General features: G+C 66.2%; 19 protein-coding genes and 1 tRNA gene. 11 read left to right on the plus strand and 9 right to left on the minus strand.

What is annotated here, in order from left to right; genetic code table 11:
* Window positions 1-1,221: 1,221 nt before the first annotated feature.
* The 3 genes from AO501_RS36065 to AO501_RS18765 form a co-directional block, all read right to left on the minus strand.
* Window positions 1,222-1,389 (minus strand): helix-turn-helix transcriptional regulator, encoded by a 168-nt coding sequence (locus tag AO501_RS36065; protein WP_231752544.1) that lies wholly within the window; start codon window positions 1,387-1,389, stop codon window positions 1,222-1,224.
* 147 nt (window positions 1,390-1,536) lie between these two features.
* On the minus strand, window positions 1,537-2,868 hold the full coding sequence (locus AO501_RS18760; protein WP_055579145.1) for a tyrosine-type recombinase/integrase: 1,332 nt from the start codon (window positions 2,866-2,868) through the stop codon (window positions 1,537-1,539).
* Between the two features lie 98 nt (window positions 2,869-2,966).
* Window positions 2,967-3,040, minus strand: a tRNA-Leu gene (locus tag AO501_RS18765).
* Between the two features lie 71 nt (window positions 3,041-3,111).
* Between AO501_RS18765 and AO501_RS18770 the strand changes: the two genes are divergently transcribed.
* Entirely contained in the window at window positions 3,112-3,729 is a 618-nt protein-coding gene (locus AO501_RS18770; RefSeq protein ID WP_055579179.1) for an ANTAR domain-containing response regulator, read from the plus strand.
* Window positions 3,730-3,907: 178 nt separating this feature from the next.
* On the opposite strand, the gene AO501_RS18775 is transcribed toward AO501_RS18770, so the two are convergent.
* Together AO501_RS18775 and AO501_RS18780 are read right to left on the minus strand one after the other, a co-directional pair.
* Window positions 3,908-5,116, minus strand: coding sequence for a lipid-transfer protein (locus AO501_RS18775; RefSeq protein WP_197419893.1), 1,209 nt, complete (start codon window positions 5,114-5,116; stop codon window positions 3,908-3,910).
* Entirely contained in the window at window positions 5,107-5,550 is a 444-nt protein-coding gene (locus tag AO501_RS18780) for a Zn-ribbon domain-containing OB-fold protein (protein WP_055579147.1), read from the minus strand. The genes AO501_RS18775 and AO501_RS18780 overlap by 10 nt, the downstream gene beginning before the upstream one ends.
* Before the next feature lie 140 nt (window positions 5,551-5,690).
* Between AO501_RS18780 and AO501_RS18785 the strand changes: the two genes are divergently transcribed.
* The 6 genes from AO501_RS18785 to AO501_RS18810 all read left to right on the plus strand — a co-directional run bounded on the left by AO501_RS18785 (window position 5,691) and on the right by AO501_RS18810 (window position 13,505).
* Window positions 5,691-5,978 carry a putative quinol monooxygenase gene (locus AO501_RS18785; protein ID WP_055579148.1) on the plus strand — a complete coding sequence of 96 codons (288 nt, stop codon included), beginning with the start codon at window positions 5,691-5,693 and terminating at the stop codon, window positions 5,976-5,978.
* 97 nt (window positions 5,979-6,075) lie between these two features.
* Entirely contained in the window at window positions 6,076-8,742 is a 2,667-nt protein-coding gene (gene polA, locus AO501_RS18790) for a DNA polymerase I (protein ID WP_055579180.1), read from the plus strand.
* Between the two features lie 28 nt (window positions 8,743-8,770).
* Window positions 8,771-9,724, plus strand: a complete 954-nt coding sequence (locus AO501_RS18795; protein WP_055579149.1) for a lysophospholipid acyltransferase family protein — start codon at window positions 8,771-8,773, stop codon at window positions 9,722-9,724.
* Window positions 9,725-9,837: 113 nt separating this feature from the next.
* Entirely contained in the window at window positions 9,838-11,283 is a 1,446-nt protein-coding gene (gene rpsA / locus AO501_RS18800) for a 30S ribosomal protein S1 (protein ID WP_055579150.1), read from the plus strand.
* Between the two features lie 10 nt (window positions 11,284-11,293).
* A complete protein-coding gene (gene coaE / locus AO501_RS18805; protein WP_055579151.1) occupies window positions 11,294-12,508 on the plus strand; it encodes a dephospho-CoA kinase in 1,215 nt (404 codons plus the stop codon).
* Between the two features lie 37 nt (window positions 12,509-12,545).
* Window positions 12,546-13,505, plus strand: a complete 960-nt coding sequence (locus tag AO501_RS18810; RefSeq protein WP_055579152.1) for a DUF2889 domain-containing protein — start codon at window positions 12,546-12,548, stop codon at window positions 13,503-13,505.
* Here the strand turns inward: AO501_RS18810 and AO501_RS18815 are convergent.
* A complete protein-coding gene (locus AO501_RS18815; RefSeq protein ID WP_231752543.1) occupies window positions 13,488-14,171 on the minus strand; it encodes a TetR/AcrR family transcriptional regulator in 684 nt (227 codons plus the stop codon). The two genes, AO501_RS18810 and AO501_RS18815, sit on opposite strands and share 18 nt — an antisense overlap.
* Window positions 14,172-14,208: 37 nt before the next feature.
* Here AO501_RS18815 and AO501_RS18820 point away from each other — a divergent pair, with 37 nt between their 5' ends.
* Window positions 14,209-14,658: a hypothetical protein gene (locus AO501_RS18820; protein ID WP_055579153.1), complete on the plus strand. Its 450-nt coding sequence runs from the start codon at window positions 14,209-14,211 to the stop codon at window positions 14,656-14,658.
* Window positions 14,659-14,664: 6 nt separating this feature from the next.
* On the opposite strand, the gene AO501_RS18825 is transcribed toward AO501_RS18820, so the two are convergent.
* The 3 genes from AO501_RS18825 to AO501_RS18835 all read right to left on the minus strand — a co-directional run bounded on the left by AO501_RS18825 (window position 14,665) and on the right by AO501_RS18835 (window position 18,262).
* A complete protein-coding gene (locus AO501_RS18825; RefSeq protein ID WP_055579154.1) occupies window positions 14,665-15,141 on the minus strand; it encodes a DNA polymerase ligase N-terminal domain-containing protein in 477 nt (158 codons plus the stop codon).
* 58 nt (window positions 15,142-15,199) lie between these two features.
* Window positions 15,200-15,640, minus strand: a complete 441-nt coding sequence (locus AO501_RS18830; RefSeq protein WP_055579155.1) for a DUF402 domain-containing protein — start codon at window positions 15,638-15,640, stop codon at window positions 15,200-15,202.
* Between the two features lie 75 nt (window positions 15,641-15,715).
* Window positions 15,716-18,262, minus strand: a complete 2,547-nt coding sequence (locus AO501_RS18835; protein WP_082658719.1) for an FHA domain-containing protein — start codon at window positions 18,260-18,262, stop codon at window positions 15,716-15,718.
* Between the two features lie 157 nt (window positions 18,263-18,419).
* Here AO501_RS18835 and AO501_RS18840 point away from each other — a divergent pair, with 157 nt between their 5' ends.
* From AO501_RS18840 to AO501_RS18850, 3 genes are read left to right on the plus strand one after another with little or no spacing between them, the layout of a single operon-like run.
* Complete coding sequence (locus AO501_RS18840) at window positions 18,420-20,402, plus strand: serine/threonine-protein kinase (RefSeq protein WP_055579157.1); 1,983 nt, start codon at window positions 18,420-18,422, stop codon at window positions 20,400-20,402.
* A 58-nt stretch (window positions 20,403-20,460) separates the two neighbouring features.
* Entirely contained in the window at window positions 20,461-22,617 is a 2,157-nt protein-coding gene (gene uvrB, locus AO501_RS18845; protein WP_055579158.1) for an excinuclease ABC subunit UvrB, read from the plus strand.
* The gene (locus AO501_RS18850; RefSeq protein WP_055579159.1) at window positions 22,614-24,044 is read left to right on the plus strand and encodes an MFS transporter; all 1,431 of its coding nucleotides are present in this window, start codon (window positions 22,614-22,616) and stop codon (window positions 24,042-24,044) included. Before uvrB ends, AO501_RS18850 begins: the two co-directional genes overlap by 4 nt.
* Window positions 24,045-24,064: the final 20 nt, after the last annotated feature.

The raw sequence follows: 24,064 nt of genomic DNA on the forward strand, positions 1-24,064 counted from the left end.
GGGGAGTCTCTCCATCCCCGCCCTCGGGTCACTAATTGTCAGGGGGCGGGTGCCTCAACCCAGGTTGGCAGAGAGGGGGCCGGTCACCTCCAACCCGAGCTCGTCGAGGCGGCAGAACGTGGTCAGATCAGGGCACGCGAAGGTAGCGTCAGGCACGTCGAGGTCTTTCGGATGGGCAGCGTGAGAACTCCCATCTTCGGAAGACCTCGACCCCTATCCCGACAACGACGCGCCGAGCACCCCTACACCCTCATCTGCGAAGAGCCCTTTTACCTGCAACATAAGAGGCAAAGATATTTCTGAAGCCGAAAGCGATAACACCCTTTCGGGAGTGGGGTACGAACAACCAATGACAACGCGCTTTTTGTGTCGCTTGGCTGTCAACACGCGTCAGCTTGGGTGAGTGGTTGGGTTACCGGGGACAATCCCCAAACCCCTTCACGCCCTGCGGGCTATCGGAGGATGACTCACTATTGGTCGCTCCGGAGAACCAATTACATGTCACAGTCAGCCGCTCTGAGTACTCTCTTGCCCCCCATGGGGTTGCGGCGGGCACTTGGGTACCGCTTCAAACGAACGCTCCGGCTGCAACTTGGACGTTCCGGGTATCACCAATCGGATCAATATCCAGATACCGCGCGTGTTCTGGCCGTGCCCTCACGGTTTTAATCCGTGCTCTGGTTCCCAGTTCGATTCCAATTCAATGGAGTGCAGGATATGTGCTTTCGCTACTGCTTTCAGGACACAGGGGAAGTTGCCCCTCTCCCAACGAAATCCCTTTCTTGGGTGCGGATATCCGCGTTACGGGCGTCTCAGCAGGGCTGGCGTCTGTCGTCCCGACGATGCTCAGTACTCCTGCTCCGGGTTGGTCACCGGTCCTCGGGTGCTAGCCGTAGGATATTACAGTTTATGTCTTGGATAGAAGACGAACGCTACGCACACGGAATTGCGGCGGTACCCTGTCTCCTAACTACCATTCTACCGCCTTTGAATCGCGCACTTATTGGGAATAGGGTGACTAAAAATTGTGAGATTAGTCACCGAAGTAATCGGTTCGTTCTAACTCTGTAATTGCGCGATGAACTCTGTCCTCCGACCACCCCAAGATGATCGCGATATCCAATCTGTTTAGATGAATTTCGCTGCTGTTATGGGCAGCCTCTTCTGACAGAGAATCGAGGCTCTTGCGCAAGTGCTCAGCATCCGCCGATAGATCATTGTTCATCGAACACCTCCACGTTCAGATTTTGCTTCTTCTGCTTCCAGCCAATCCATCACGTCCGATTTGTGATAGCGCACCCTGCGACCAATTTTCACCGAACGCGGACCCTGGTCGGTAGCGCGGTACCATGTCAGGGTGGCGACGGGAACACCGGTAAGTTCGGACACTTCGGGCGCGTCGATAAGGTCATACAATGGCGTTCTCCAAGGAACTCGCAATGCGTGCGAGTGCGCATCCCCGGTACTTCGCGTGACATATTTACCGTGGTCAATCAATTGTAAACCATGTGGTTCTAGCCGAACGAATGTTCACCGTCACTCTCGACCTGCGGAAATAGCTTTGTCCATCGCAACGGCGAGGTTATCGAAATCGTCGGGCAGCATGTGGCTGTAGACGTTCATCGTCGTTGTGGCGTTCCGGTGCCCTAGAAGCTTCTGCACGGTCACCACAGACGCACCCGACGCCAACGCTAGGGAACCGGCTGAATGGCGCAGAGTGTGCGGTGTGACCCCATCTAAGCCGAGCTTGGCGGTCGCCCTATCGAACCGCACCCGGAACCAACCAACGGTCATGGCCTCGCCGTCCGGTCCCGGAAACAGGAACTCCAACGGGTCGCGACCGTCCACCAGGTGCTTAAGTTCGTCGGCAACCGCAGTCGTCAGGATCGGAACCGCGCGTTTCTGGTGTGTCTTGGTGTCACCCTCGACACGTCCCTGTCCGCGTACACCCGTAATCGACTTAGAGACGGCGATTCGGCGCTGCTTGATGTCCACATCGCCAACACGCAACGCAGCGCATTCGCCGTACCTCAAACCGGAGTAGGCCAGAGTGCGGACCATCGTTGCGAGCGCCTGTGGGGGGACTCTGGACGGTGCTGTGTCGGTTCGGTGCCGTACGTCCGTCTCAGCGTTGGCCGTCTCGTCGGCAAGCCGACCAACCTGCTCATGCGTGAGAGCCAAATCCTTGCCCTGCGGCTTACTCGGTAGCACGATGTTGTCGGCGGGATTGGTGGCGAGGTATTTGCTTCGGATCGCGTAGGCGAACACCTGGTGTAGCACCTGGTGAGTCTGGATCACACGCGCGGGGGAGAGACCTGCGTTCGGTTCGCTTTTGCGTTTGTGCTGGCGTGCTGCGGGGTCGGTCGACAGCCACGTAATCCAGTCCTGCACCCGTTCGTGGTCGATGTCCCTTAGCGGTTCGTCTTTCCATTTGGGCAGGATCACCACGTCAAGCAACCCGCGATACCCGGCAATCGTCTTCGGTGCCCGTTTAGCGGCCTCTTTGGTCCTAATCCACGCTTCTGCGACCGTGCCGAAATTGATTGATGAACGCTGCGGGTCGGTGTAGGTGCCGGTGTTGAGCGCCGTCGTGGTGCCGTCGATGTGGCGTTGCGCGTCGTTCCGCTTGTCGAAAGCTTTGGTTCGTTCCTGTCCGTCGTGGTCGACCCATCGCGCAAGCCACCGTTTGCCCTGCCCGTGACGGACGGTGCTAACCATTGTTCCCGGTGTTTTCGCGTGTCGTGTGTCTACACACCACGTTGGTCCTGCGGACTGGTCCGCAGGCCAGTAGACCTGTTCGCCGCGCTTTGCGGGTCGGTGCCAACGGTCCTCTACACCAGCGCGAACACTGCGCTTACCTGCGGTCATGCCTGCATCTTAGCCGGTTACTGCGGACTGTCTGCGGACTGCGGCTGAAATCTGGTGTGGTGCATTTCGCAAAAATTGCTGTGAGCTGGTGTTTTGTGTGCCCTCGGTGAGATTCGAACTCACACTGTACGGGTTTTGAATCCGTTTCCTCTGCCAGTTGGGATACGAGGGCTCGCGTCGGTTCCCCACCTTAGAGCAACCCCCCGAGTGACCGCGCACAGCCGTCACGTCACAATGTCCGTCATGACCGGCCCCACCACCGATGCCGCCGCCGCTCCGCCGCCGCGCCGGGTCTTGATCGCGGAAGACGAAGCGCTCATCCGCATGGACCTGGCTGAGATGCTGCGAGAGGAGGGGTACGACATCGTCGGCGAGGCCGGCGATGGCCAGGAAGCCGTCGAGCTTGCCGAGCAGCACAAGCCCGACCTGGTGATCATGGACGTGAAGATGCCCCGGCGTGACGGCATCGACGCGGCGGCCGAGATTGCCAGCAAGCGCATCGCGCCGATCGTGGTTCTGACCGCCTTCAGCCAGCGCGATCTGGTCGAGCGGGCCAGGGACGCAGGCGCGATGGCGTACCTGGTGAAGCCGTTCACGGCCAGCGACCTGGTTCCGGCGATCGAGTTGGCGGTCAGCCGGTTCAGCGAGCTCACCGCTTTAGAGCGGGAAGTCGAGACGCTGTCGGACCGGTTGGAGACCCGCAAGCTGGTCGAGCGCGCCAAAGGCCTCCTGCAGGTCAAGCAGGGCATGACCGAGCCCGAAGCATTCAAGTGGATTCAGCGGGCGGCCATGGACCGGCGGACGTCGATGAAGCGGGTCGCCGAGGTCGTGCTGGAGACGCTGGACACCCCCAAGGAGTAGGCCTTCGGCCGCTGGCCGCCGCGAGCGTGCACTCCGGTACAGCGACACGCCGTTAGTGGTGGCATTTAGTGCACGCTCGCGCCTGGTGTTGGGGGCGCCCGCCGGCCGAGCGTGCACTCCGGTACAGCGACACGCCGTTGGCGGTGGCATTTAGTGCACGCTGGCGCCGCAAGCCAACCTAGCGGGCGACGATCACCGACGAGCCGTGGCCGAAAAGCCCCTGGTTCGCGGTGACGCCGACGCGCGCACCCTCCACCTGCCGGCCCGTCGCCTGACCGCGCAACTGCCAGGTCAACTCGCAGACCTGCGCGATCGCCTGGGCTGGGATTGCCTCGCCGAAGCACGCCAGGCCACCCGACGGGTTGACCGGAACGCGGCCCCCCAAAGCCGTTGCCCCGGACCGCAGCAGCGCCTCGGCTTCGCCCTTCGGGCACAGCCCCAAATGCTCGTACCAGTCGAGCTCCAGAGCAGTGGACAGGTCGTAGACCTCAGCCATGCTGACGTCCTCCGGCCCGATGCCGGCCTCGGCGTAGGCGGCATCGAGGATCTGGTCCTTGAACACCCGCTCGGGTGCGGGCACCACGGCGGTGGAATCCGTTGCGATATCCGGCAATTCAGGCAGGTGCTGAGGGTACTGCGGAGTCACCGTGCTGACCGCGCGCACCGACGGCACACCCTCCAGCGAGCCCAGGTGCTTGCGGGCGAAGTCCGCGCTGGCGACGATCAAAGCTGCCGCTCCGTCAGACGTAGCGCAGATGTCGAGCTGGCGCAACGGGTCGGAGACCACCGGGCTGGCCAGCACGTCCTCCACCGAGGATTCCTTGCGATAGCGGGCATTCGGGTTCTGCAGGCCGTGCTGGGAGTTCTTGACCTTCACCTGTGCGAAGTCCTCGGAGGTGGCGCCGTAGAGGTCCATCCGGCGTCGCGCCAGCAGCGCGAAATAGACCGGGTTCATGGCGCCGATCAGGTGGAACCGCTGCCAGTCCGGGTCGTTCTTGCGTTCCCCGCCCACCGGCGCGAAGGCGCCCTTAGGCGTGGTGTCCGCGCCGATGACCAGCGCGACGTCGCAGAAGCCGGCCAGGATGTGCGCGCGGGCACTTTGCAGAGCCTGCGAGCCGCTGGCGCAGGCGGCGTAGCTGGAGCTGACCGGCACCCCGTTCCAGCCGAGCTTCTGCGCGAACGTCGACCCGGCGATGAAGCCCGGGTAGCCGTTGCGGATGGTGTCGGCCCCGGCGACCAACTGGATCTGTCGCCAGTCCAGACCGGCCTCAGCCAGTGCCGCACGGGCGGCGACCACGCCGTACTCGGTGAAGTCGCGGCCCCACTTGCCCCACGGGTGCATGCCCGCGCCGAGGATGTAGAGCGGTTCGGGAGCACTCATGAGCAGACCTTCCACGCGTGCACGATGCGTTCGACCCCGTCGCTGTCCGTGAACAGGGTCATGGTTGCCAGCTCCATCTCCATGCCGACCTTCAGGTCCTCGGCAAGGGTGCCCTCAATCACCTTGCCCAGCACGATGATTCCCTCGTCGGCGAGTTCGACGGCGGCGATGGCGAACGGCTCGAACGGGTCCGCGGCGGGATAGGGCGCCGGTGGCGGGTAGCGGTTCTCGGTGTAGCTCCACAGCTTGCCGCGCCGCGACAGGGCGACGGACTCCAAGGTGTCGCTGTCGCAGCCCGGGTTCGGGCAGTTGTTCTCGCGCGGCGGGAAGACGTAAGTGCCGCACGCGGGGCACTTGCTGCCGATCAGATGGGGTTGTCCGGCGTCGTCGGTGGCGAACCACCCGTCGATGGCCGGTTCTTGGCTGGTGACCTCTGGCACCAGGTCAGATTACTCAACGGGGGCCGGAAAACTGAAACGTGTTCCAGTCACCGGGTCGCCGACTCGCCGGTCACCCGATGAGATCGGCGGGCGCAGGCGGTCATACCGGGAAACTGACCACGCACACAGAGGAGCGTTTCATGGTGATCGTCGCGGGCTTCATCGTCGTCGACCCCGCGAGCCGGGACAACTACCTGGCCAATTGCCTGGAAGTGATCCGGCTGGCCCGTCATACAGCGGGCTGCGTGGATTTCGCGATCAGCGCCGACCCGCTCGATCCGGGTCGCGTCAACATCATCGAACGGTGGGAGTCGCAGGCCGCCGTCGACGCCTTTCGCGGCAGCGGACCGAGCGGCGATCAACAAGACGCGATAGTTTCCGGCTGCGTCTGCGAGTACGACGTGGCCGCCGAGCGGCGCCTGCTCTGATGTCAGCGGCGGTGCCTAGAGTAGGGCCGTGAGCCCAGCACGGACCGCAGCCGCCGCGGCGAATCCCGCAGACACCGCCAACGACAAGCCCACCCTGATGCTGCTCGACGGCAACTCCCTGGCGTTCCGGGCCTTCTACGCGCTGCCCGCGGAGAACTTCAAAACGCGGGGCGGGCTGACTACCAACGCCGTGTACGGCTTCACCGCCATGCTGATCAACCTGCTGCGCGACGAGGCACCGACGCACATCGCCGCAGCGTTCGACGTGTCCCGGCAGACCTTCCGTTCCGAGCGCTACCCCGAATACAAGGCGAACCGATCCTCGACCCCGGATGAGTTCCACGGCCAGATCGACATCACCAAAGAGGTGCTCAACGCCCTGGGCATCACGGTGCTGGCCGAGGCCGGATTCGAAGCCGACGACATCATCGCCACGCTGGCCACCCAGGCCGAGAACGAGGGCTACCGGGTGCTGGTGGTGACCGGCGACCGCGACTCGCTGCAACTGGTCAGCGACGACGTCACGGTGCTCTACCCGCGCAAAGGTGTCAGTGAACTCACCCGCTTCACTCCCGAGGCCGTCGTCGAGAAATACGGTCTGACCCCGACGCAGTACCCCGACTTCGCCGCGCTGCGCGGCGACCCCAGCGACAACCTGCCGGGCATTCCCGGGGTGGGGGAGAAGACGGCGTCGAAGTGGATCATCGAGTACGGCTCGCTGCAGGGTCTGGTCGACAACGTCGAAGCGGTGCGCGGCAAGGTCGGGGACGCGTTGCGGGCCCATGTGGCCAATGTCGTCCTGAACCGGGAGCTCACTGAGCTGGTCAAGGACGTGCCGCTGGCGCAGACGCCGGACACGCTGCGGCTGCAGCCCTGGGACCGCGACCACATCCACCGGCTCTTCGACGACCTCGAGTTCCGGGTGCTGCGGGACCGGCTGTTCGACACGCTGGCCGCCGTCGAACCCGAGGTAGACGAAGGCTTCGACGTGCGCGGCGGCGCCCTGGAGCCGGGCACCGTCGGGCAGTGGCTGGCCGACCATGCCGGCGACGGCCGCCGGTCCGGCCTCACGGTGGTGGGCACGCACCTCCCGCACGGCGGTGACGCGACCGCGCTGGCCATCGCCGCAGCCGACGGCGACGGCGCCTACATCGAGACCGCCACCCTGACACCCGAGGATGACGCGGCGCTGGCAGCCTGGCTGGCCGATCCGGACAAACCCAAGGCCCTGCACGAGGCCAAGTTGGCCATCCATGACCTGCGCGGCCGCGGCTGGTCGCTGGAGGGGGTCACGTCCGACACCGCGCTGGCCGCCTACCTGGTGCGGCCCGGGCAGCGCAGCTTCACCCTCGACGACCTCTCGCTGCGGTACCTCAGGCGCGAGCTACGTGCGGAAACCACTGAGCAACAACAGCTTTCGCTGCTCGACGACTCGGATGGCACCGACGACCAGGCCGTGCAGACCGCGATCCTGCGAGCTCGGGCCGTCATCGACCTCGCGGATGCCCTCGATGCCGAGCTGGACCGGATCGACTCCACCGCGTTGCTGGGCGAGATGGAGCTGCCGGTGCAGCGGGTGCTGGCCGGGATGGAAAGCGTCGGCATCGCGGTCGACCTGAACATGCTCACCGAGCTGCAAAGCCAGTTCGGCGACGAGATTCGCGACGCGGCCGAGGCCGCCTACGCCGTCATCGGCAAACAGATCAACCTGGGCTCGCCCAAACAGCTGCAGGTGGTGCTGTTCGACGAGCTCGGCATGCCCAAGACCAAGCGCACCAAGACCGGCTACACCACCGACGCCGACGCTCTGCAATCCCTTTTCGACAAGACCGGCCACCCGTTCCTGCAGCATCTGCTGACCCACCGCGACGTCACGCGGCTCAAGGTTACTGTCGACGGATTGCTGAACTCGGTGGCCGCCGACGGGCGCATTCACACCACGTTCAACCAGACGATCGCCGCGACCGGCCGGCTGTCCTCCACCGAGCCGAACCTGCAGAACATCCCGATCCGCACGGACGCCGGACGGCAGATCCGCGACGCGTTCGTCGTGGGCTCGGGCGAGTATGCCGAGCTGATGACCGCCGACTACAGCCAGATCGAGATGCGGATCATGGCGCATCTGTCCCGTGACGAAGGACTGATCGAGGCCTTCAACACCGGCGAAGACCTGCACTCGTTCGTCGCCTCCCGGGCCTTCGGGGTCCCGATCGGTGAGGTCACCGGAGAATTGCGGCGCCGGGTGAAGGCGATGTCCTACGGCCTGGCCTACGGGCTCAGCGCCTACGGTCTGTCGGCCCAGCTCAAGATCTCCACCGAGGAGGCCAAGGAGCAGATGGACCAGTACTTCGCCCGGTTCGGCGGGGTGCGCGACTATCTGCTGGCCGTCGTCGAACAGGCACGCAAGGACGGCTACACCTCGACGGTGCTGGGCCGGCGGCGCTACCTGCCCGAGCTGGACAGCAGCAACCGCCAGGTGCGCGAGGCCGCCGAACGCGCCGCGCTCAATGCGCCGATCCAGGGCAGCGCCGCCGACATCATCAAGGTGGCGATGATCGAAGTGGACAAGGCGATCAAAGCCAGCGGCCTGGCGTCGCGGATGCTGCTGCAGGTCCACGACGAATTGCTGTTCGAGATCGCCCCCGGGGAGCGCGAGGAACTCGAGACATTGGTTCGCGACAAGATGGGCGGGGCCTACCCGCTCGACGTGCCGCTGGAGGTGTCGGTCGGCTACGGCCGCAGCTGGGACGCCGCCGCGCATTAAAGGCGTTTCCGGAATTTAGACTGCTGAGATGTCGGATGCCGCTGAGCGCCGCCCGCTCGCGCGTTACCCGCTGATGGTGGCGTCGAAAATATTCGCTCTGCTGCCGGCCCCGGTGGCTGACGCGTTTCTGGCCGTGGTGGCGCGCCTCGTCTACTGGCGGGGGCGTGCCCAGCATCTGAACGTGCTGCAGGATTTCCGCGACAACGTGGACCCGACGGCGCAGTTCTCCACCCGCAAGTGGCAGCCGGTCCGGGCGATGTATCGAGCACTGGTCCGCAACGCCAACGACGCGATCTGGTTCCTCGCCGCACCCCATGCGGTCGCGCGGCGGCGCTTCCGCATCGCCGACCCGTCGCCGCTGCACGCCGCTCTCGATGCCGGCCGCCCCGCAGGGGTCGGCGCCATCGTCGCCTTTCCACACCTGGGCTCCTACGCCGCCCTGCCGATTGTGCTGGCGCTCAACGGGTTGCCGACCACGGTTGTCGCCAACCGGCAGCGTGCCTTGATGCAGTGGGTGATCACCCGCGGCGCACAGAAGGCCGGGCTCGAGCTCATCGTCGTCGACCGCACCGGGGGAGGCAGCATCACCGCGGCAATGGCCGATGCCATCCGGCGTGGCCGGATCGTCGCGATCGCCGGCGACTACTTCCGGGCCCGCGAAGGGGGCGGTAACGGAATCGAGGTCGATCTGGCCGGCATCAAACGCCCGATCGGCCCGGGACCGGCCCTGCTGGCCCTGCGTACGGGCGCCCTGATCGTCCCCGGCGCGGTATTCCAGCACAAACACCAGCGTGAACCCGTGTTCGGCCAGCCGATACCCGCCGAGGTCCCGCTCGGCGGGGACGACCAGAACGTGCGAGACGCGGTGCAGGAGACATCGCAGCAAGTGGCCGACGCGATCGCACTGTTCATCGAGCGCGAGCCGCAACAGTGGTTGATGCCCGGGGGGCTGGTGTCGGATTCGATCGGGCGCCGGCGGTAACGGTCCCGGCTTCGGTGGGGGGCGAGTTTGTCCAGCTTGCGCACCGTCGAGTAGCCTCAATGGGTAAACCCAAATGTCCCTTCGATGAACCCTGTCCGGAGCAACCCAACAATATGCCGAGTCCCACCGTCACCTCGCCGCAAGTAGCCGTCAACGACATTGGCACCAGCGAGGACTTTCTCGCCGCAATAGACAAAACGATCAAGTACTTCAACGATGGCGACATCGTCGAGGGAACCATCGTCAAAGTGGACCGGGACGAGGTGCTCCTCGACATCGGCTACAAGACCGAAGGGGTCATCCCCGCCCGCGAACTCTCCATCAAGCACGACGTCGACCCCAACGAGGTCGTTTCCGTCGGTGACGAGGTCGAGGCCCTGGTTCTCACCAAAGAGGACAAAGAGGGCCGGCTAATCCTCTCCAAGAAGCGTGCGCAGTACGAGCGCGCCTGGGGCACCATCGAGGAGCTCAAGGAGAAGGACGAGGCCGTCAAGGGCACCGTCATCGAGGTCGTCAAGGGTGGCCTGATCCTCGACATCGGGCTGCGCGGCTTCCTGCCGGCCTCGCTGGTCGAGATGCGCCGCGTCCGCGATCTGCAGCCGTACATCGGCAAGGAGATCGAAGCCAAGATCATCGAGCTGGACAAGAACCGCAACAACGTGGTGCTGTCGCGCCGCGCCTGGCTGGAGCAGACGCAGTCCGAGGTGCGCAGCGAATTCTTGAACCAGCTGCAGAAGGGCACCATCCGCAAGGGTGTCGTCTCCTCCATCGTCAACTTCGGCGCCTTCGTCGACCTCGGTGGGGTCGACGGCCTGGTGCACGTCTCCGAGCTGTCCTGGAAGCACATCGACCACCCGTCCGAGGTGGTGCAGGTAGGCGACGAGGTCACCGTCGAGGTGCTCGACGTCGACATGGACCGCGAGCGGGTTTCGTTGTCGCTCAAGGCGACCCAGGAAGACCCGTGGCGCCACTTCGCCCGCACCCACGCGATCGGTCAGATCGTGCCGGGCAAGGTCACCAAGCTGGTCCCCTTCGGTGCGTTCGTCCGCGTCGAGGAGGGCATCGAGGGTCTGGTGCACATCTCGGAGCTGGCCGAGCGCCACGTCGAGGTGCCCGACCAGGTGGTTGCCGTCGGCGACGACGCGATGGTCAAGGTCATCGACATCGACCTGGAGCGTCGCCGTATCTCGTTGTCGCTCAAGCAGGCCAACGAGGACTACACCGAAGAGTTCGACCCCGCCAAGTACGGCATGGCCGACAGCTACGACGAGCAGGGCAACTACATCTTCCCCGAGGGCTTCGACGCCGAAACCAACGAGTGGATCGAAGGTTTCGACACGCAGCGCAACGAGTGGGAGGCCCGCTACGCCGAGGCCGAGCGCCGGCACAAGATGCACACCGCGCAGATGGAGAAGTTCGCTGCGGCGGAGGCGGCGGATCACGCCAGCGGCGGTCAGTCCTCGTCGAGCAGCAGCTCCTCGGAGAAGTCCGCGGGCGGGTCGCTGGCCAGCGACGCCCAGCTGGCGGCTCTGCGGGAAAAGCTCGCCGGCAGCGCTTAATTCCGCGAGGATGCTGCGCATCGGTTTGACCGGTGGCATCGGTGCCGGGAAATCGGCATTGTCGAAGACCTTCTCGGACTGCGGTGGAATCATCGTGGACGGGGATGTCATCGCCCGTGAGGTGGTCGAGCCAGGGACCGAAGGACTGGCGTCGCTGGTCGACGCCTTCGGTGAAGACATTCTCCGTCCCGACGGTGCCCTGGATCGGCCTGCCTTGGCCGCCAAGGCATTTGCCGATGAGGAAGAGCGCAAGAAGCTGAACGGCATTGTGCATCCGCTGGTCGCCAAGCGCCGCGCCGAGATCATCGAGGCAGTCCACGAGGATGCAGTTGTCGTGGAAGACATTCCGTTGCTGGTGGAGTCGGGGATGGCGCCGCTGTTCCCGCTCGTCGTCATCGTGCACGCCGACGTCGAAATGCGGATGCGTCGTCTGGTCGAGCAACGCGGGATGGCCGAGGACGATGCCCGTGCGCGCATCGCCGCGCAGGCCACCGACGAACAACGTCGTGCGGTCGCCGACATCTGGCTGGACAATTCGGGCAGTCAGGAAGATCTGGTGCTAACCGCACGCGACGTATGGCACAACCGCATCCTGCCGTTCGCGCACAACCTGGCTGAGCGTCAACCCGCCCGCGCGGAGGCGCGGTTGGCCCCGGCCGACCCGACGTGGCCGGATCAGGCCCGCCGCGTCGTCAACCGCTTGAATACCGCATGCGGCCACCGCGCGTTGCGGGTGGACCACATCGGCTCCACCGCGGTCGCGGAGCTGGACGCCAAGAACGTCATCGACATCCAGATCACCGTCCAATCGCTGGATGTGGCAGACGAACTCGCCGAGCCGCTGCTATCCGCCGGTTACCCGCGCCTCGAGCACATCACCCAGGACGCCGCCAAGACCGATGCGCGCAGCACCGTCCCCGGCTTCGATCACAGCGACGATCCCGCATTGTGGCACAAGCGAATTCACGCGTCGGCCGATCCCGGCCGGCCCACCAACGTGCACATCCGGGTGGCCGGCTGGCCCAATCAGCAGTTCGCGCTGCTGTTCGTCGACTGGCTGAAGGCGAATCCTGGTGTGCGCGAGGATTATTTGAAAGTCAAGCGGGCGGCCGACGCGACCGGTGACGGCAACATCGTGCGTTACGTGAGCGCCAAGGAACCCTGGTTTCTGGATGCCTACCGGCGCGCCTGGGAGTGGGCTGACGCCACCGGCTGGAAGCCCTAGCTCCGCAGGGCTTCCGGGCCACGGTACCGTCAATTTCATGCCGTTTGTCACGGACATCCTGGGACCGCGGCGGCCCGTCGCCTGCGAGGCGCCCCCGCTGGTGAGGGGCAGGCGGCGACGCACCAGCACCATCGACACCCATCCGGACGAGGAGCGCGGATCGATCGCGGATCTCCGGGCGCGCGACATGGACGGCGCCGATGTGCTCAGCGAGGTTCGCGTCGGTGCGCGCTTGGTGGATAACGTCATCGACGAGATCTCCGCCACATCGCAGGCCCCCGCGCTGCAACAGCTGCGAGGTCGTCGGGTCGGGCGCGGGTTCCGGTCCACGGTCGAGACGCTCTTTCCCGAGGAGGTTGAGCGGTCCAGCCTGCTTCACCTGCTGCTTGATGACTGGGTGGGGGCGGCACTGGTGTCGGGATATGCCACCCAGCACGCGGCGATCGTCCTGGGCGTCGAGGAGAAGATGCCGCCCGGCGTGGCGGACCGCATGTCCGGGATCTGCGCGGGTTTCGCCCCTGAGGCGTCTTTGATCCGATACACGCGACAGCACGATCTCATTCCGACCGGCCGAGGTCCGTTGGCACCACCGTTGGACGGCCTGCACCAGGTGGAGCCGCTGCGCGCCCGGGGCATGCGCAGGTTCCGTCGCCTCGATGTATGGCCGGTCGCCGATGGTGGTGCGAAGTTTGACGCGCACTTCCGTGATTCCCACATGGACGACGACCGCGTCGAGACGATCGTGCACGAATACACCGTGGCAGGCAGCGTCGACACGTCCGCGCGGACCATCACCTCGGTCGTCGCCGAAGTGCGCGTGCTGCCGTGGCAGGAATGCCCCGGGGCCATCGGAAGCGCGTCGCGGATCACGGGCATGGCGCTCGCCGAGTTGCGCGACCGCGTGCGCGGCGAATTCGTCGGCACCAGCACGTGCACGCACCTCAACGACACGCTGCGCGCGATCGCCGATCTGGAAGCCTTACTTCCGCGTCGATGACCTGCTCGGCCGGTCCAGATAGCCCATGAGCACAAGAACGATCTCGTCTTCGACATCCTGGAGGTCCGCCGCGTCGGGCGCGGTGACGAGGCGGTGCACCAGTGAGTCGACCGTCGCGACGACGACGTGCGCGGTCATCGGGCCGGTGCGGACGGCGGGGTGCTGCTCGAGCAGCCGGGCCGCCACGTCCACACCGAACCGTTCCAGTTCGCGCAGCCGCTCCAAAAAGGCCGGCGCGCGGGGGGCTTCCTCGAACAGCACGCGGTGCAGGCGCGGGTTGTCCCGATGGTTGTCGATGGCCGCACGTACGAACAGTCGGAGGGTGTCGTCGAGTCGTGGTGGCAGGCCGCCGGCCAGACGTTCGCGCAGCAACGTCGATCCCGCGTCTACGTGCGCGTCCATCAGGGCCCGCAGCACCGCGTCCTTGTTGGGAAAGTACTGATAGAGGGACCCGATCGACAGCCCGGCTTGTTCGGCGATGCGGTTGGTGGTCCCCGCGACGTATCCGTGCTCGGCGAAAACCTGAGCAGCCGCGTCGAGGATGCGTCGCCGGGTCTGCGATGCCCGTTCCTGTTTGGGCTGCTTGCGCTGCCGAAATCGGTCTGTTGGAGTGATTGTCCGCCTCCTGGGTGAAAGCGAGTAGTCACGCGGCCCGGATGACCGCAAAATTAGGTTACCCTAACCACCATCCGAGGAGCCCTCCGTGCGCACCGTTCATGTGGAAACCACCCTGCCCACCAGCGCCGAACGCGTGTGGTCGGCGATGCTCTCACCGGCCACATTTCTCTACGTATGCAGGGGGCTGCTGGGATTCCCCGCGCTCGCCGGGCGCACCGAGTCGCTGCGGCCGGGTGAGCGCGGAACGGGGTGGCTGATGGCGTTCCATCTGATTCCCGCCTACCGGCACACCATCGAGGTCACCGGAGTCGACGAGGCGACCGGCACTATCCGCACCAAGGAGCACGGCGGGGTCCTCAAGGCTTGGAACCACACCTTGCACGTCGAAGCGCTGCAAGCGAATTCGTGCCGCTACAGCGACACCGTCGACATCGACGCGGGTGTTCTCACCGGAGCCGTCGCGGCGATCGCGAACGGGATCTACCGGTATCGGCAGTGGCGCTGGCGCAAACTGGTGCGGCGCCTGCCGGGCTGACGCATGTCAGGAAAGGCTGTGCGCGCTCTCGTCGCGGCGTTTGACCAGCAGCCACGTTTCCTCGGCACCCTCGCGGATCCGGGTCATGGCGTAGCGTCCGCGCATCCTGTCGCCCCGCAGGTCGAACGAAACATGGCCGCAGGCAAGGCCCTTGGACATGTCGTGCTGGGTTCCGTTGGCGTACGTGCCGTGGTCCCAGACGATGACGCTGTCGGGGCCGTGCCGGCCCTCGGGGATCACACCCTCGAAAGTCGCATAGTCAAGGGGATGGTCTTCGGTGCGCCGGGCCATCCGCTGATCCGCGGGACTCACCCACGGGCCGTCGGATATGGTCCACGACACCAGCACTCCGTCGATTTCCAGCCGGAAGTCGTAGTGGTCGCCGCGCGCCAGTCGGTGCTGAACGACGAAGCACGGTCCGTCAACAGGAGCGCGGCGCTGTCGTCGATGTCGGCCGCCTTGCTCATAGTTGGTTAACGACATAACAGTTGCATACCCGGGCGCTGGTCCGGAAAACTGTTGAACTGATTACACTTTCGCCCTACGCGTCACGCCAGGTGAGCGTCATGCCGTTGCCTGCCAACCAACCGGCCAGGTCATATCCGTTGCGGGCCAACCCATCAACGACTGTGACGGCGCGCCGGATCGCCAGCTCGGCGACGTCCTGACTCAGCAGTCCCTGGTGCACGGCGTCCAACAACTCGTCGACGTCGGCCAGATTCGCGCCGTTACCGGTGCTCACCTCGATGTCGAGGTAGTGGTCCTCCGATCGCCACACCGTGCGGCCGGGTGTGTATTCACCGATGTCGAGGTAGAAGTCGTGGTCGCGCTCATGGCCCGGGTTGAAGTGAAACACCGTGGTGCGCAACCCCAGCGACGGCAGCAGCCAGGACTCCAGGTAGTGGAATTGCTCACGGCCCGGTGTCGGGCGAGCCAGATAGAGACCCCACGGATGCACGGCGTACTGGTCAACCGCCCGCACGATGCCCTTCGGATCGGTGTTGGTGCGGGCGATCAGGTCGAACGTCTCGTGCTTCGGAGGATGGATGAAGTCACTTTACCTACGAAGACGCAATTTCCAGCGGACAAAGCAGGCGTAGAACACCGACAGCGCGGCCAGCATGCCCATGTCCAGCAACCAGATCTTGGACGTGTGCTGCCAGAACCTGTCCTGCGGGACCAGCGACCCGGGCACCAGAGACCGCACATCGACCGTCGACGCGGCCGCGGCATAGCCCCACCGTGCCGGGACTACCGTAGAAACCTGTTCCAGCACAATCCGATTGGTTACCGGCACCATTCCGCCGCACAGCACGAGCTGCGCCATGATCGACACCACGAACAGCGGCATGATCTGTTCAGTGGAACGGACCACCGCCGAGATGCCCAGGCCCAGCAGCGCCGAGGCCACGCAGGTAGCGGCCACAGTGAAGAACAACTCGAAGGTGGCGGCGACGTTCCCGTGCCCCAGCACCAACCCGCCCCGGGTGGGTGCACCCTTGCCTATGACGACGATGGCGCTGGCGATCGCGGCCTGCAGCACCGCGAAGACGCAGAAGACCGCCGTCTTGGCCAGCAGGTACGCCGTCGTCGACAAACCCACCGCTTGTTCGCGCTGGAAGATCGCCCGCTCACCGACCAGGTCGCGAATCGTCAGGGCGGTGCCCATGAATGCCGCGGCCAGCAGCAGCAGGTTCAGGATCTGCGCGGATTCGTCCGGAGTGCCCCCGTGCTCGCCGACCGCCCGGAATCCGTTCGAGCCGGGCACCGTCAGCGACAGGGCGCCGAGGATGAACGGCAACAGTGCCAGGAACACGAAGTAGGCGCGGTCTGCGACCACCAACCGAACCTGGCGGCGGGCGACGGTCGAGATCTGCCGGCGCACACTGGTGTGGACCGGTTCACCCAGGTCAGCGGGGGCCGAGTCCGGCCCGGGCCGTTCCTGTGACTGACTGCGTTCCAGGAATCGGCGGTTGGCTTCGGCCGGGTCGGCACCCACCTGGCTGAATATCTTGGCCCAGTTGGTGGTGCCCATCGCGCCGCCGATCTGGTCGGGCGGACCGCAGTACGCCGTCTTACCCCCAGGTGCCACCAGCAGCAGCTGATCGCAGATGTCCAGGTAGGACAGCATGTGAGTGACAACGATCACCACCCGGCCGGCGTCGGCCAGTTGGCGCAGCATCATCATGACCTGGTGGTCGAGGGCGGGGTCCAGGCCCGACGTCGGCTCGTCGAGGATGAGCAGCGACGGCCCGGTGAGCAGTTCGAGCGCCACCGATGCCCGTTTGCGCTGCCCCCCGGAGAGCTTGTCCACCCGGGTGTCGGCGTGTTTGGTGAGGTCGAGTTCTTCGAGAACCTGGGCCACCACCCGGGCGCGGTCGGATTTGCTGGTGTCCGGTGGTAGCCGGAGCTCGGCGGCGTAACCGAGCGCCTGGTGCACGGTCAGCTGCCGGTGCACGACGTCGTCCTGCGGGACCATGCCGATCCTGCTGCGCAACGACGCATACTCCCCGTGTACGTCATGACCTTCGAAGCTGACCGAGCCCTTACTCGGGCGGGCGTACCCGGCGACGAGCCGGGCCAGTGTGCTTTTTCCGGCACCCGACCCGCCGATGACAGCGGTCAGCGTTCCGGGGCGGGCGGTCAGGGAGATGCCGTGCAGCAGCTGTTTGCCGTTGTCGACGGTGTAGTCGACCCCGCGTACCTCGAGACCACCGGTGCGGCTTGCGGTTTCATTGCGCGGAATAAGTGTGCCGTCGCTGAACTGCAGGTCGACGTTGCCGATGGTGACCACGTCACCCTGAGACAGGATCGCCGACCCTACCCGGGTGCCGTTGACGAAAGTGCCGTTGACGCTGCGATCTTGGATCTCGGTGCCCAGCGGTGTGGTCCGCAGGGTCGCGTGCTGGCGGCTGGCCAGTACGTCGGACACGACGATGTCGTTGTCGTTCGCGCGGCCGATCGTGATGGCGCCGGTCGACTTCGGGGCCCCGGAGATCGCGCCCGAGCGCGGCGAAAGGATTCTCACCATCCGCGTGGCCAGGCCCGATACGTCCGCGGACTTGGCGTCGATGACCGTCAGTTCGGCGGGCGGGGGCCCGGCGTTGACGGTGGTGACTTCCTCGGGCGGCATCGGTGGGGGCGCCGGGCGCCTGGGCGTCGGCGGGACTGGACGCCCGTTGGGCGGCGGTGGCGCCGGACGCGGTGGGCTCACCGACCATGCCAGGGTGGGCGGCCCGCTCTCGTGACGGGCCCCATTGTTGAAGGTGCTGGGGGGCCGGCCTGCCGGCCCCCGCTGCCGCCCGACCTCGAAGGTGAGCCTCGGCCCGGCGGGATTGCCGACGTTGATGCTCTGGCCGTCGTGGATGTCGACGACGGGCATCCGGTAACCGTTGACGTAGGTGCCGTTCAGCGAGCCGTTGTCGATCGCCAGCCAGCGGCCCTGGTCGAAGCGCAGGATCAGGTGCGCGCGGGAGATACGCGGGTCCGGGATGCGGAGATCGGCGTGCAGATCGCGCCCGACGACCACCTCATAGCCGGGGGCGAAGGAACGTTGGGACCCGTCGTGCCGAATCGTCAGGGCCGGCGGGGTTGGTCGACTCACCACTCCTAGATTAGCCCGCTCGCACGTTGCTGGTTGTGTCCCAGCTGTGACGTTCCTATGTGTCCCGTGCCGCCATACATAGCTGTTTCATAGCTTGCATCCCGTCCTGCGCCAATGCTTTTCATGCATCATGCCAATGGAGGAGGGGATTTTGCGGATGGAAGAACGAGCAGGCGCCACCCGGCGTCTCAGGGCCGGGCTCAGGGCCGGTCGCGGGCTTGTGACAACGGTCACGCACCGCCGGCGCCGGGTCCCCGCGTCCGGGTCCGCACCCGAAACCTCGGGTCGGCCGGGCATGGCCCGCGGCGCGTCGTTCGCCGGCTACACGATCCTGCGGCAGCTCGGCGCCGGCGGGATGGCCGAGGTGTACCTCGCGCTGCATCCGAGGTTGCCCCGCCGTGACGTCATCAAGGTGCTTGCCGAGGCGATCACCGCGGACACCGAGTTCCGCGAAAGATTCAACCGGGAGGCCGATCTCGCGGCGACGTTGTGGCATCCGCACATCGTCGGCGTGCACGACCGCGGCGAATTCCAGGGCCAGCTCTGGATTTCCATGGATTACGTCGAAGGCACCGACGCATCGCGGTTGGTGAGAGAGGCTCACCCGCAGGGAATGCCGGTCGGCGATGTGTCCGCGATACTCGACGCCGTTGCCGGAGCGCTGGATTACGCCCACGACCGTGGGCTGCTGCACCGCGACGTCAAACCCGCGAACATCCTGCTCACCCACCCCGAAGCTGACCCGCACGGCCCGGAGCGCCGAATCTTGTTGGCGGACTTCGGTGTTGCGCGTCACCTCGCGGACATCAGCGGAATCACCCAGACCAACGTCGCGGTCGGAACCGTCGCCTACGCGGCGCCCGAGCAGCTGGCGGGTTCCAACATCGACCGGCGCGCCGACCAATATGCGCTGGCCGCCACGGCGTTTCACCTCCTCACCGGTGCGCCGCCATTTCGCAACGCCAACCCCGTCGCGGTCATCAGCCAGCACCTGCACGACGCGCCGCCCCGGCTCAGCGACCATCGTCCGGATCTGGCCCGCCTGGATGACGTGTTCGCCAGAGCGCTGGCCAAGGATCCGGAGGATCGGTTCGAGCGGTGCCGGATGTTCGCCGCCGCGGTCCGTGCGGGCTCGGATGAAGCCGGTGCGACCGATCTACCCGAGCCGGCGCCCGCCCCAGGCGTCCGGGTCCGCCGGATCCCGCCCCGCGTCCGGATGGCGGCCGCCCTGGTCTGTGCGGTGCTGATCGCCGTAGCGGCGACCTGGTCGACGCTGTACAGCTTCGAGCCCGACCCGTCCCAGCCCAACCCTGCCCTGGCCGCCCGGCCGGCCGCGCCCGCGCCTTCCGCGCCGGCGCCTTCCGCGGCGGTGACCGCACCGTCCGGCAGGGTGCTCGACGGCATCTACCGGCTCGACCTCAACCGGGCCAAGCGCACTACCAACGGCACCCCGATCCGCCACGACGGAGGTACCACCAACTGGTGGGCGTTCCGTTCGGTCTGCACGTCCGGCGGGTGCGCCGCCACCGGTGTCCGGCTCGACGACGCCACTCATCAGGTGGCTGACACCACCGACGGCGGCGAGACCGACACCCTGAAATTCGCCGCCGGCTACTGGCAGGGAGCCTCCCAGCAGATACGGATCAGCTGTCATCAGGCGAATAAGACAGGGCAGAACACCCAGCAGGAGACGGTGGCGCTGTCGCTGGCACTGCAGTCCGACGGCACCCTGCGCGGCGTGCAGACCGAGACGGTCGGCAGCAACGAATGCGGCGCCCAGGGTGCGGTGCTGCGAGTACCGGTGGTCGCGACGCGGGTTGGTGACGTGCCCCCGAACCTGCCTCTCGCCGACCCGGCGCGGGTGATGGGTGCGACCGCCACGCCTGCCACCCGTCCGATGCCGCCCGTGCTGGGCGGAAGTTGCAGCGCCGTGGACAAGCTCGGCTACGACCAGACCAGTAATGAGCAGGTCGTCTGCGAGGGCGGCGTGTGGAGCAAGGCGCCGATCACGACCGGGGTGCACTCCGCCGGCAGTTCGTGTGACCGACCGGACATCCCGGTCTTCGCCATGTCCGCATCCAGCGACGGCTACCTGATCGAGTGCAACCCGGTCACCCGGGTGTGGGCACGACACAGCTGACCCGGCGGCCTTCCCGCGCGGAACAAAGCTTGTCGGTGGCTGGTTCTACCCTGGTGCTATGGCTTTCGCCACCGAACACCCAGTACTCGCCCACTCGGAATACCGCGCTGTCGACGAGGTCGTGCGTTCCGGAGCCCGCTTCGAGGTGGTCAGCCCGCACCAACCCGCCGGCGACCAGCCTGCCGCCATCGAGGAGCTCGAGCGCCGGATCAGGGCGGGGGAGCGCGACGTGGTGCTGCTCGGTGCCACCGGCACCGGCAAATCGGCGACCACCGCCTGGCTGATCGAGCGCCTCCAGCGGCCCACCCTGGTGATGGCGCCGAACAAGACGCTGGCCGCCCAGCTGGCCAATGAACTGCGAGAGATGTTGCCGCACAACGCGGTCGAGTACTTCGTCTCGTACTACGACTACTACCAGCCAGAGGCGTACATCGCGCAGACCGACACCTATATCGAGAAAGACAGCTCGATCAACGACGACGTCGAACGATTGCGGCACTCGGCGACCTCGAGCCTGCTGTCCCGCCGCGACGTGGTGGTGGTGGCGTCGGTGTCGTGCATCTACGGCCTGGGCACGCCGCAGTCGTATCTGGACCGCTCCGTCGAGCTGCAGGTCGGGATGGAGGTGCCGCGCGACGGGCTGCTGCGGCTGCTGGTCGACGTCCAGTACACCCGCAACGACCTGTCGTTCACCCGCGGCTCGTTCCGGGTGCGCGGCGACACCGTGGAGATCATCCCGTCCTACGAAGAGCTGGCCGTCCGCATCGAGTTCTTCGGCGACGAGGTCGAGTCGCTGTACTACCTGCACCCGCTCACCGGTGACGTGGTCCGCCAGGTCGACTCGCTGCGGATCTTCCCCGCCACCCACTACGTGGCCGGTCCCGAGCGGATGGCGGTGGCCATCTCGACGATCGAACAGGAGCTGGCCGACCGGCTCGCCGAACTCGAGGGGCAGGGCAAGCTGCTGGAAGCGCAGCGGCTGCGGATGCGCACCAACTACGACATCGAGATGATGCGGCAGGTCGGGTTCTGCTCGGGCATCGAGAACTATTCGCGCCACATCGACGGTCGCGGCCCCGGTTCGCCTCCCGCGACCCTGCTGGACTACTTCCCCGAGGATTTCCTGATGGTCATCGACGAGTCGCACGTCACCGTGCCGCAGATCGGTGGCATGTACGAGGGCGACATGTCGCGCAAGCGCAACCTCGTCGAATACGGGTTCCGGTTGCCCTCGGCGGTCGACAACCGCCCCCTGACCTGGGAGGAATTCGCCGACCGGATCGGGCAGACGGTGTACCTGTCCGCCACGCCGGGGCCCTACGAGCTCAGCCAGACCGGCGGTGAGTTCGTCGAGCAGGTGATCCGCCCGACCGGCCTCGTCGACCCGAAGGTCGTCGTCAAACCGACCAAGGGGCAGATCGACGACCTCATCGGCGAGATCCGCAAACGCACCGAGCGCGACGAGCGGGTTCTGGTAACCACCCTCACCAAGAAGATGGCCGAGGACCTCACCGACTACCTGCTGGAGATGGGTATCCGGGTCCGCTACCTGCATTCCGAGGTCGACACGTTGCGCCGGGTCGAGCTGCTACGCCAGCTGCGGCTCGGCGAGTACGACGTGCTGGTCGGCATCAACCTGCTGCGCGAGGGCCTGGACCTGCCTGAGGTGTCGTTGGTGTCGATCCTGGACGCCGACAAAGAGGGCTTCCTGCGCTCGGTGCGCAGCCTGATCCAGACCATCGGCCGTGCCGCGCGGAACGTCTCCGGCGAAGTGCACATGTACGCCGACAAGATCACCGACTCGATGAAAGAGGCGATCGACGAGACCGAGCGCCGCCGCGCGAAGCAGATCGCCTACAACGAGGCCAATGGAATCGATCCGCAGCCGTTGCGCAAGAAGATCGCCGACATCCTCGACCAGGTCTACCGCGAGGCCGACGACACGGACGTGGAGATCGGCGGGTCGGGACGCAACGCCTCCCGCGGCCGGCGCGCGCAGGGCGAGCCCGGCCGGGCCGTGAGCGCCGGTGTGATCGAGGGGCGCGACACCTCCACGATGCCGCGCGCCGAGTTGGCCGACTTGATCAAGGACCTCACCGCGCAGATGATGGCCGCCGCGCGCGACCTGCAGTTCGAGCTGGCCGCCCGGTTCCGCGATGAGATCGCCGACCTGAAGAAGGAGCTGCGCGGGATGGACGCCGCCGGTCTGAAGTGACGCAGACGACGAGCGAGACCGGCAGCTGGCGTCAGCTGCTCGGCCGGCACCTGGGCACATCCACGGTGCTGGCGGGCGGGGTCGCGATGTACGCCACCAACGAATTCCTGACCGTCAGCCTGCTGCCCAGCACCATCGCCGACATCGGCGGCGACCGTCTGTACGCGTGGGTGGTCACCCTCTACCTGGTCGGATCCGTGGTCGCGGCGACCACCGTGAACTCGATCCTGCGCCGCTTCGGGGCGCGCTCGTCCTTTCTGCTGGGGCTGGCCGTTTTCGGGGTGGCCAGCGTGGCCTGCGCGATGGCCCCGACCATGGAGGTGCTGATCGCGGGACGCACCCTGCAGGGGATCGCCGGCGGCACCCTGGCCGGGCTGGGCTACGCGCTGATCAACGCCGCGCTGCCGCGCGAACTGTGGACGCGCGGCTCGGCGCTGGTCTCGGCGATGTGGGGCGTCGCGACGGTGGTCGGGCCGGCGATGGGTGGTTTGTTCGCGCAATTCGGCCTGTGGCGCTGGGCTTTCGGCGCGATGGCCGTCCTCGCGGCGCTGCTGGCCATTCTGGTTCCGGCGGTGCTGGCGGCCATCGCAACCGTCGAGGACGAACCGGCAGCCCCTGCGCTCCGGGTACCGGTCGGGTCGCTGCTGCTGGTCGGCGCGGCCGCGTTGGCAGTCAGCGTCGCCCAGCTACCGCACAATTCCGCAGCGATCGGCGCACTGCTCGTGGTGGGCGTGCTGCTGGTCGCGGCGTTCGTCCTCGTCGACCGCCGCAGCCGGGCGACCGTCCTGCCGCCCAGTGTGTTCGGAACCGGGCCGCTGAAGTGGATCTACCTGACACTGGCCGTGCTGATGATGGCCGTCATGGTCGACACCTATGTGCCGCTGTTCGGTCAGCGGCTGGGGCACCTGACTCCGGTTGCGGCCGGTTTCCTCGGCGCCTCGTTGGCGGTCGGATGGACACTGAGCGAGGTCGCCAGCGCTTCGCTGACCAACCCCCGGGTGATCAACCGCGTCGTCCTGGTCGCGCCGCTGCTGATGGCATCCGGGCTCGCGTTCGGTGCCGTCACCCAACGTGCCGACGCGTCGTCCGGCCTGATCGCGGTGTGGGCCCTGGCCTTGCTCATCGCCGGAACTGGCATCGGGATGGCTTGGCCGCATCTGTCGGCACGTGCCATGGACTCCGTTGACGATCCCTCGGAGAGCGGCGCGGCAGCCGCGGCCATCAACACCGTCCAACTGATCTCCGCGTCTTTCGGCGCCGGACTCGCGGGTGTCGTGGTGAACTCGGCCAGCGGAGGCGAGTTGATGGAGGCGCGCTGGCTGTACGGGGTCTTCACCGTGCTGGCGGCGCTCGGTGTGCTGGCCTCCTATCGGGCGACTCGCACCGCGCGTCGCTCGACGCCACCAGCAGCCGAGTTGCGCCCCTGACGAACCTGCACCTCTTACGG

Origin of the sequence: Mycobacterium gordonae (assembly GCF_001417955.2) — a bacterium.
Lineage (GTDB): Bacteria > Actinomycetota > Actinomycetes > Mycobacteriales > Mycobacteriaceae > Mycobacterium > Mycobacterium gordonae_B.

Excerpts from the sequence above, each read along its gene's own strand:
- AO501_RS18825 (WP_055579154.1), bottom strand. The coding sequence starts at position 15,141 with ATGTCGTTAACCAACTATGAGCAAGGCGGCCGACATCGACGACAGCGC.
- rpsA (WP_055579150.1), top strand. The coding sequence starts at position 9,838 with ATGCCGAGTCCCACCGTCACCTCGCCGCAAGTAGCCGTCAACGACATT.
- AO501_RS18785 (WP_055579148.1), top strand. The coding sequence starts at position 5,691 with ATGGTGATCGTCGCGGGCTTCATCGTCGTCGACCCCGCGAGCCGGGAC.
- AO501_RS18810 (WP_055579152.1), top strand. The coding sequence starts at position 12,546 with ATGCCGTTTGTCACGGACATCCTGGGACCGCGGCGGCCCGTCGCCTGC.
- AO501_RS18770 (WP_055579179.1), top strand. The coding sequence starts at position 3,112 with ATGACCGGCCCCACCACCGATGCCGCCGCCGCTCCGCCGCCGCGCCGG.
- polA (WP_055579180.1), top strand. The coding sequence starts at position 6,076 with ATGCTGCTCGACGGCAACTCCCTGGCGTTCCGGGCCTTCTACGCGCTG.
- AO501_RS18795 (WP_055579149.1), top strand. The coding sequence starts at position 8,771 with ATGTCGGATGCCGCTGAGCGCCGCCCGCTCGCGCGTTACCCGCTGATG.
- coaE (WP_055579151.1), top strand. The coding sequence starts at position 11,294 with ATGCTGCGCATCGGTTTGACCGGTGGCATCGGTGCCGGGAAATCGGCA.
- AO501_RS18760 (WP_055579145.1), bottom strand. The coding sequence starts at position 2,868 with ATGACCGCAGGTAAGCGCAGTGTTCGCGCTGGTGTAGAGGACCGTTGG.
- AO501_RS18840 (WP_055579157.1), top strand. The coding sequence starts at position 18,420 with ATGGAAGAACGAGCAGGCGCCACCCGGCGTCTCAGGGCCGGGCTCAGG.
- uvrB (WP_055579158.1), top strand. The coding sequence starts at position 20,461 with ATGGCTTTCGCCACCGAACACCCAGTACTCGCCCACTCGGAATACCGC.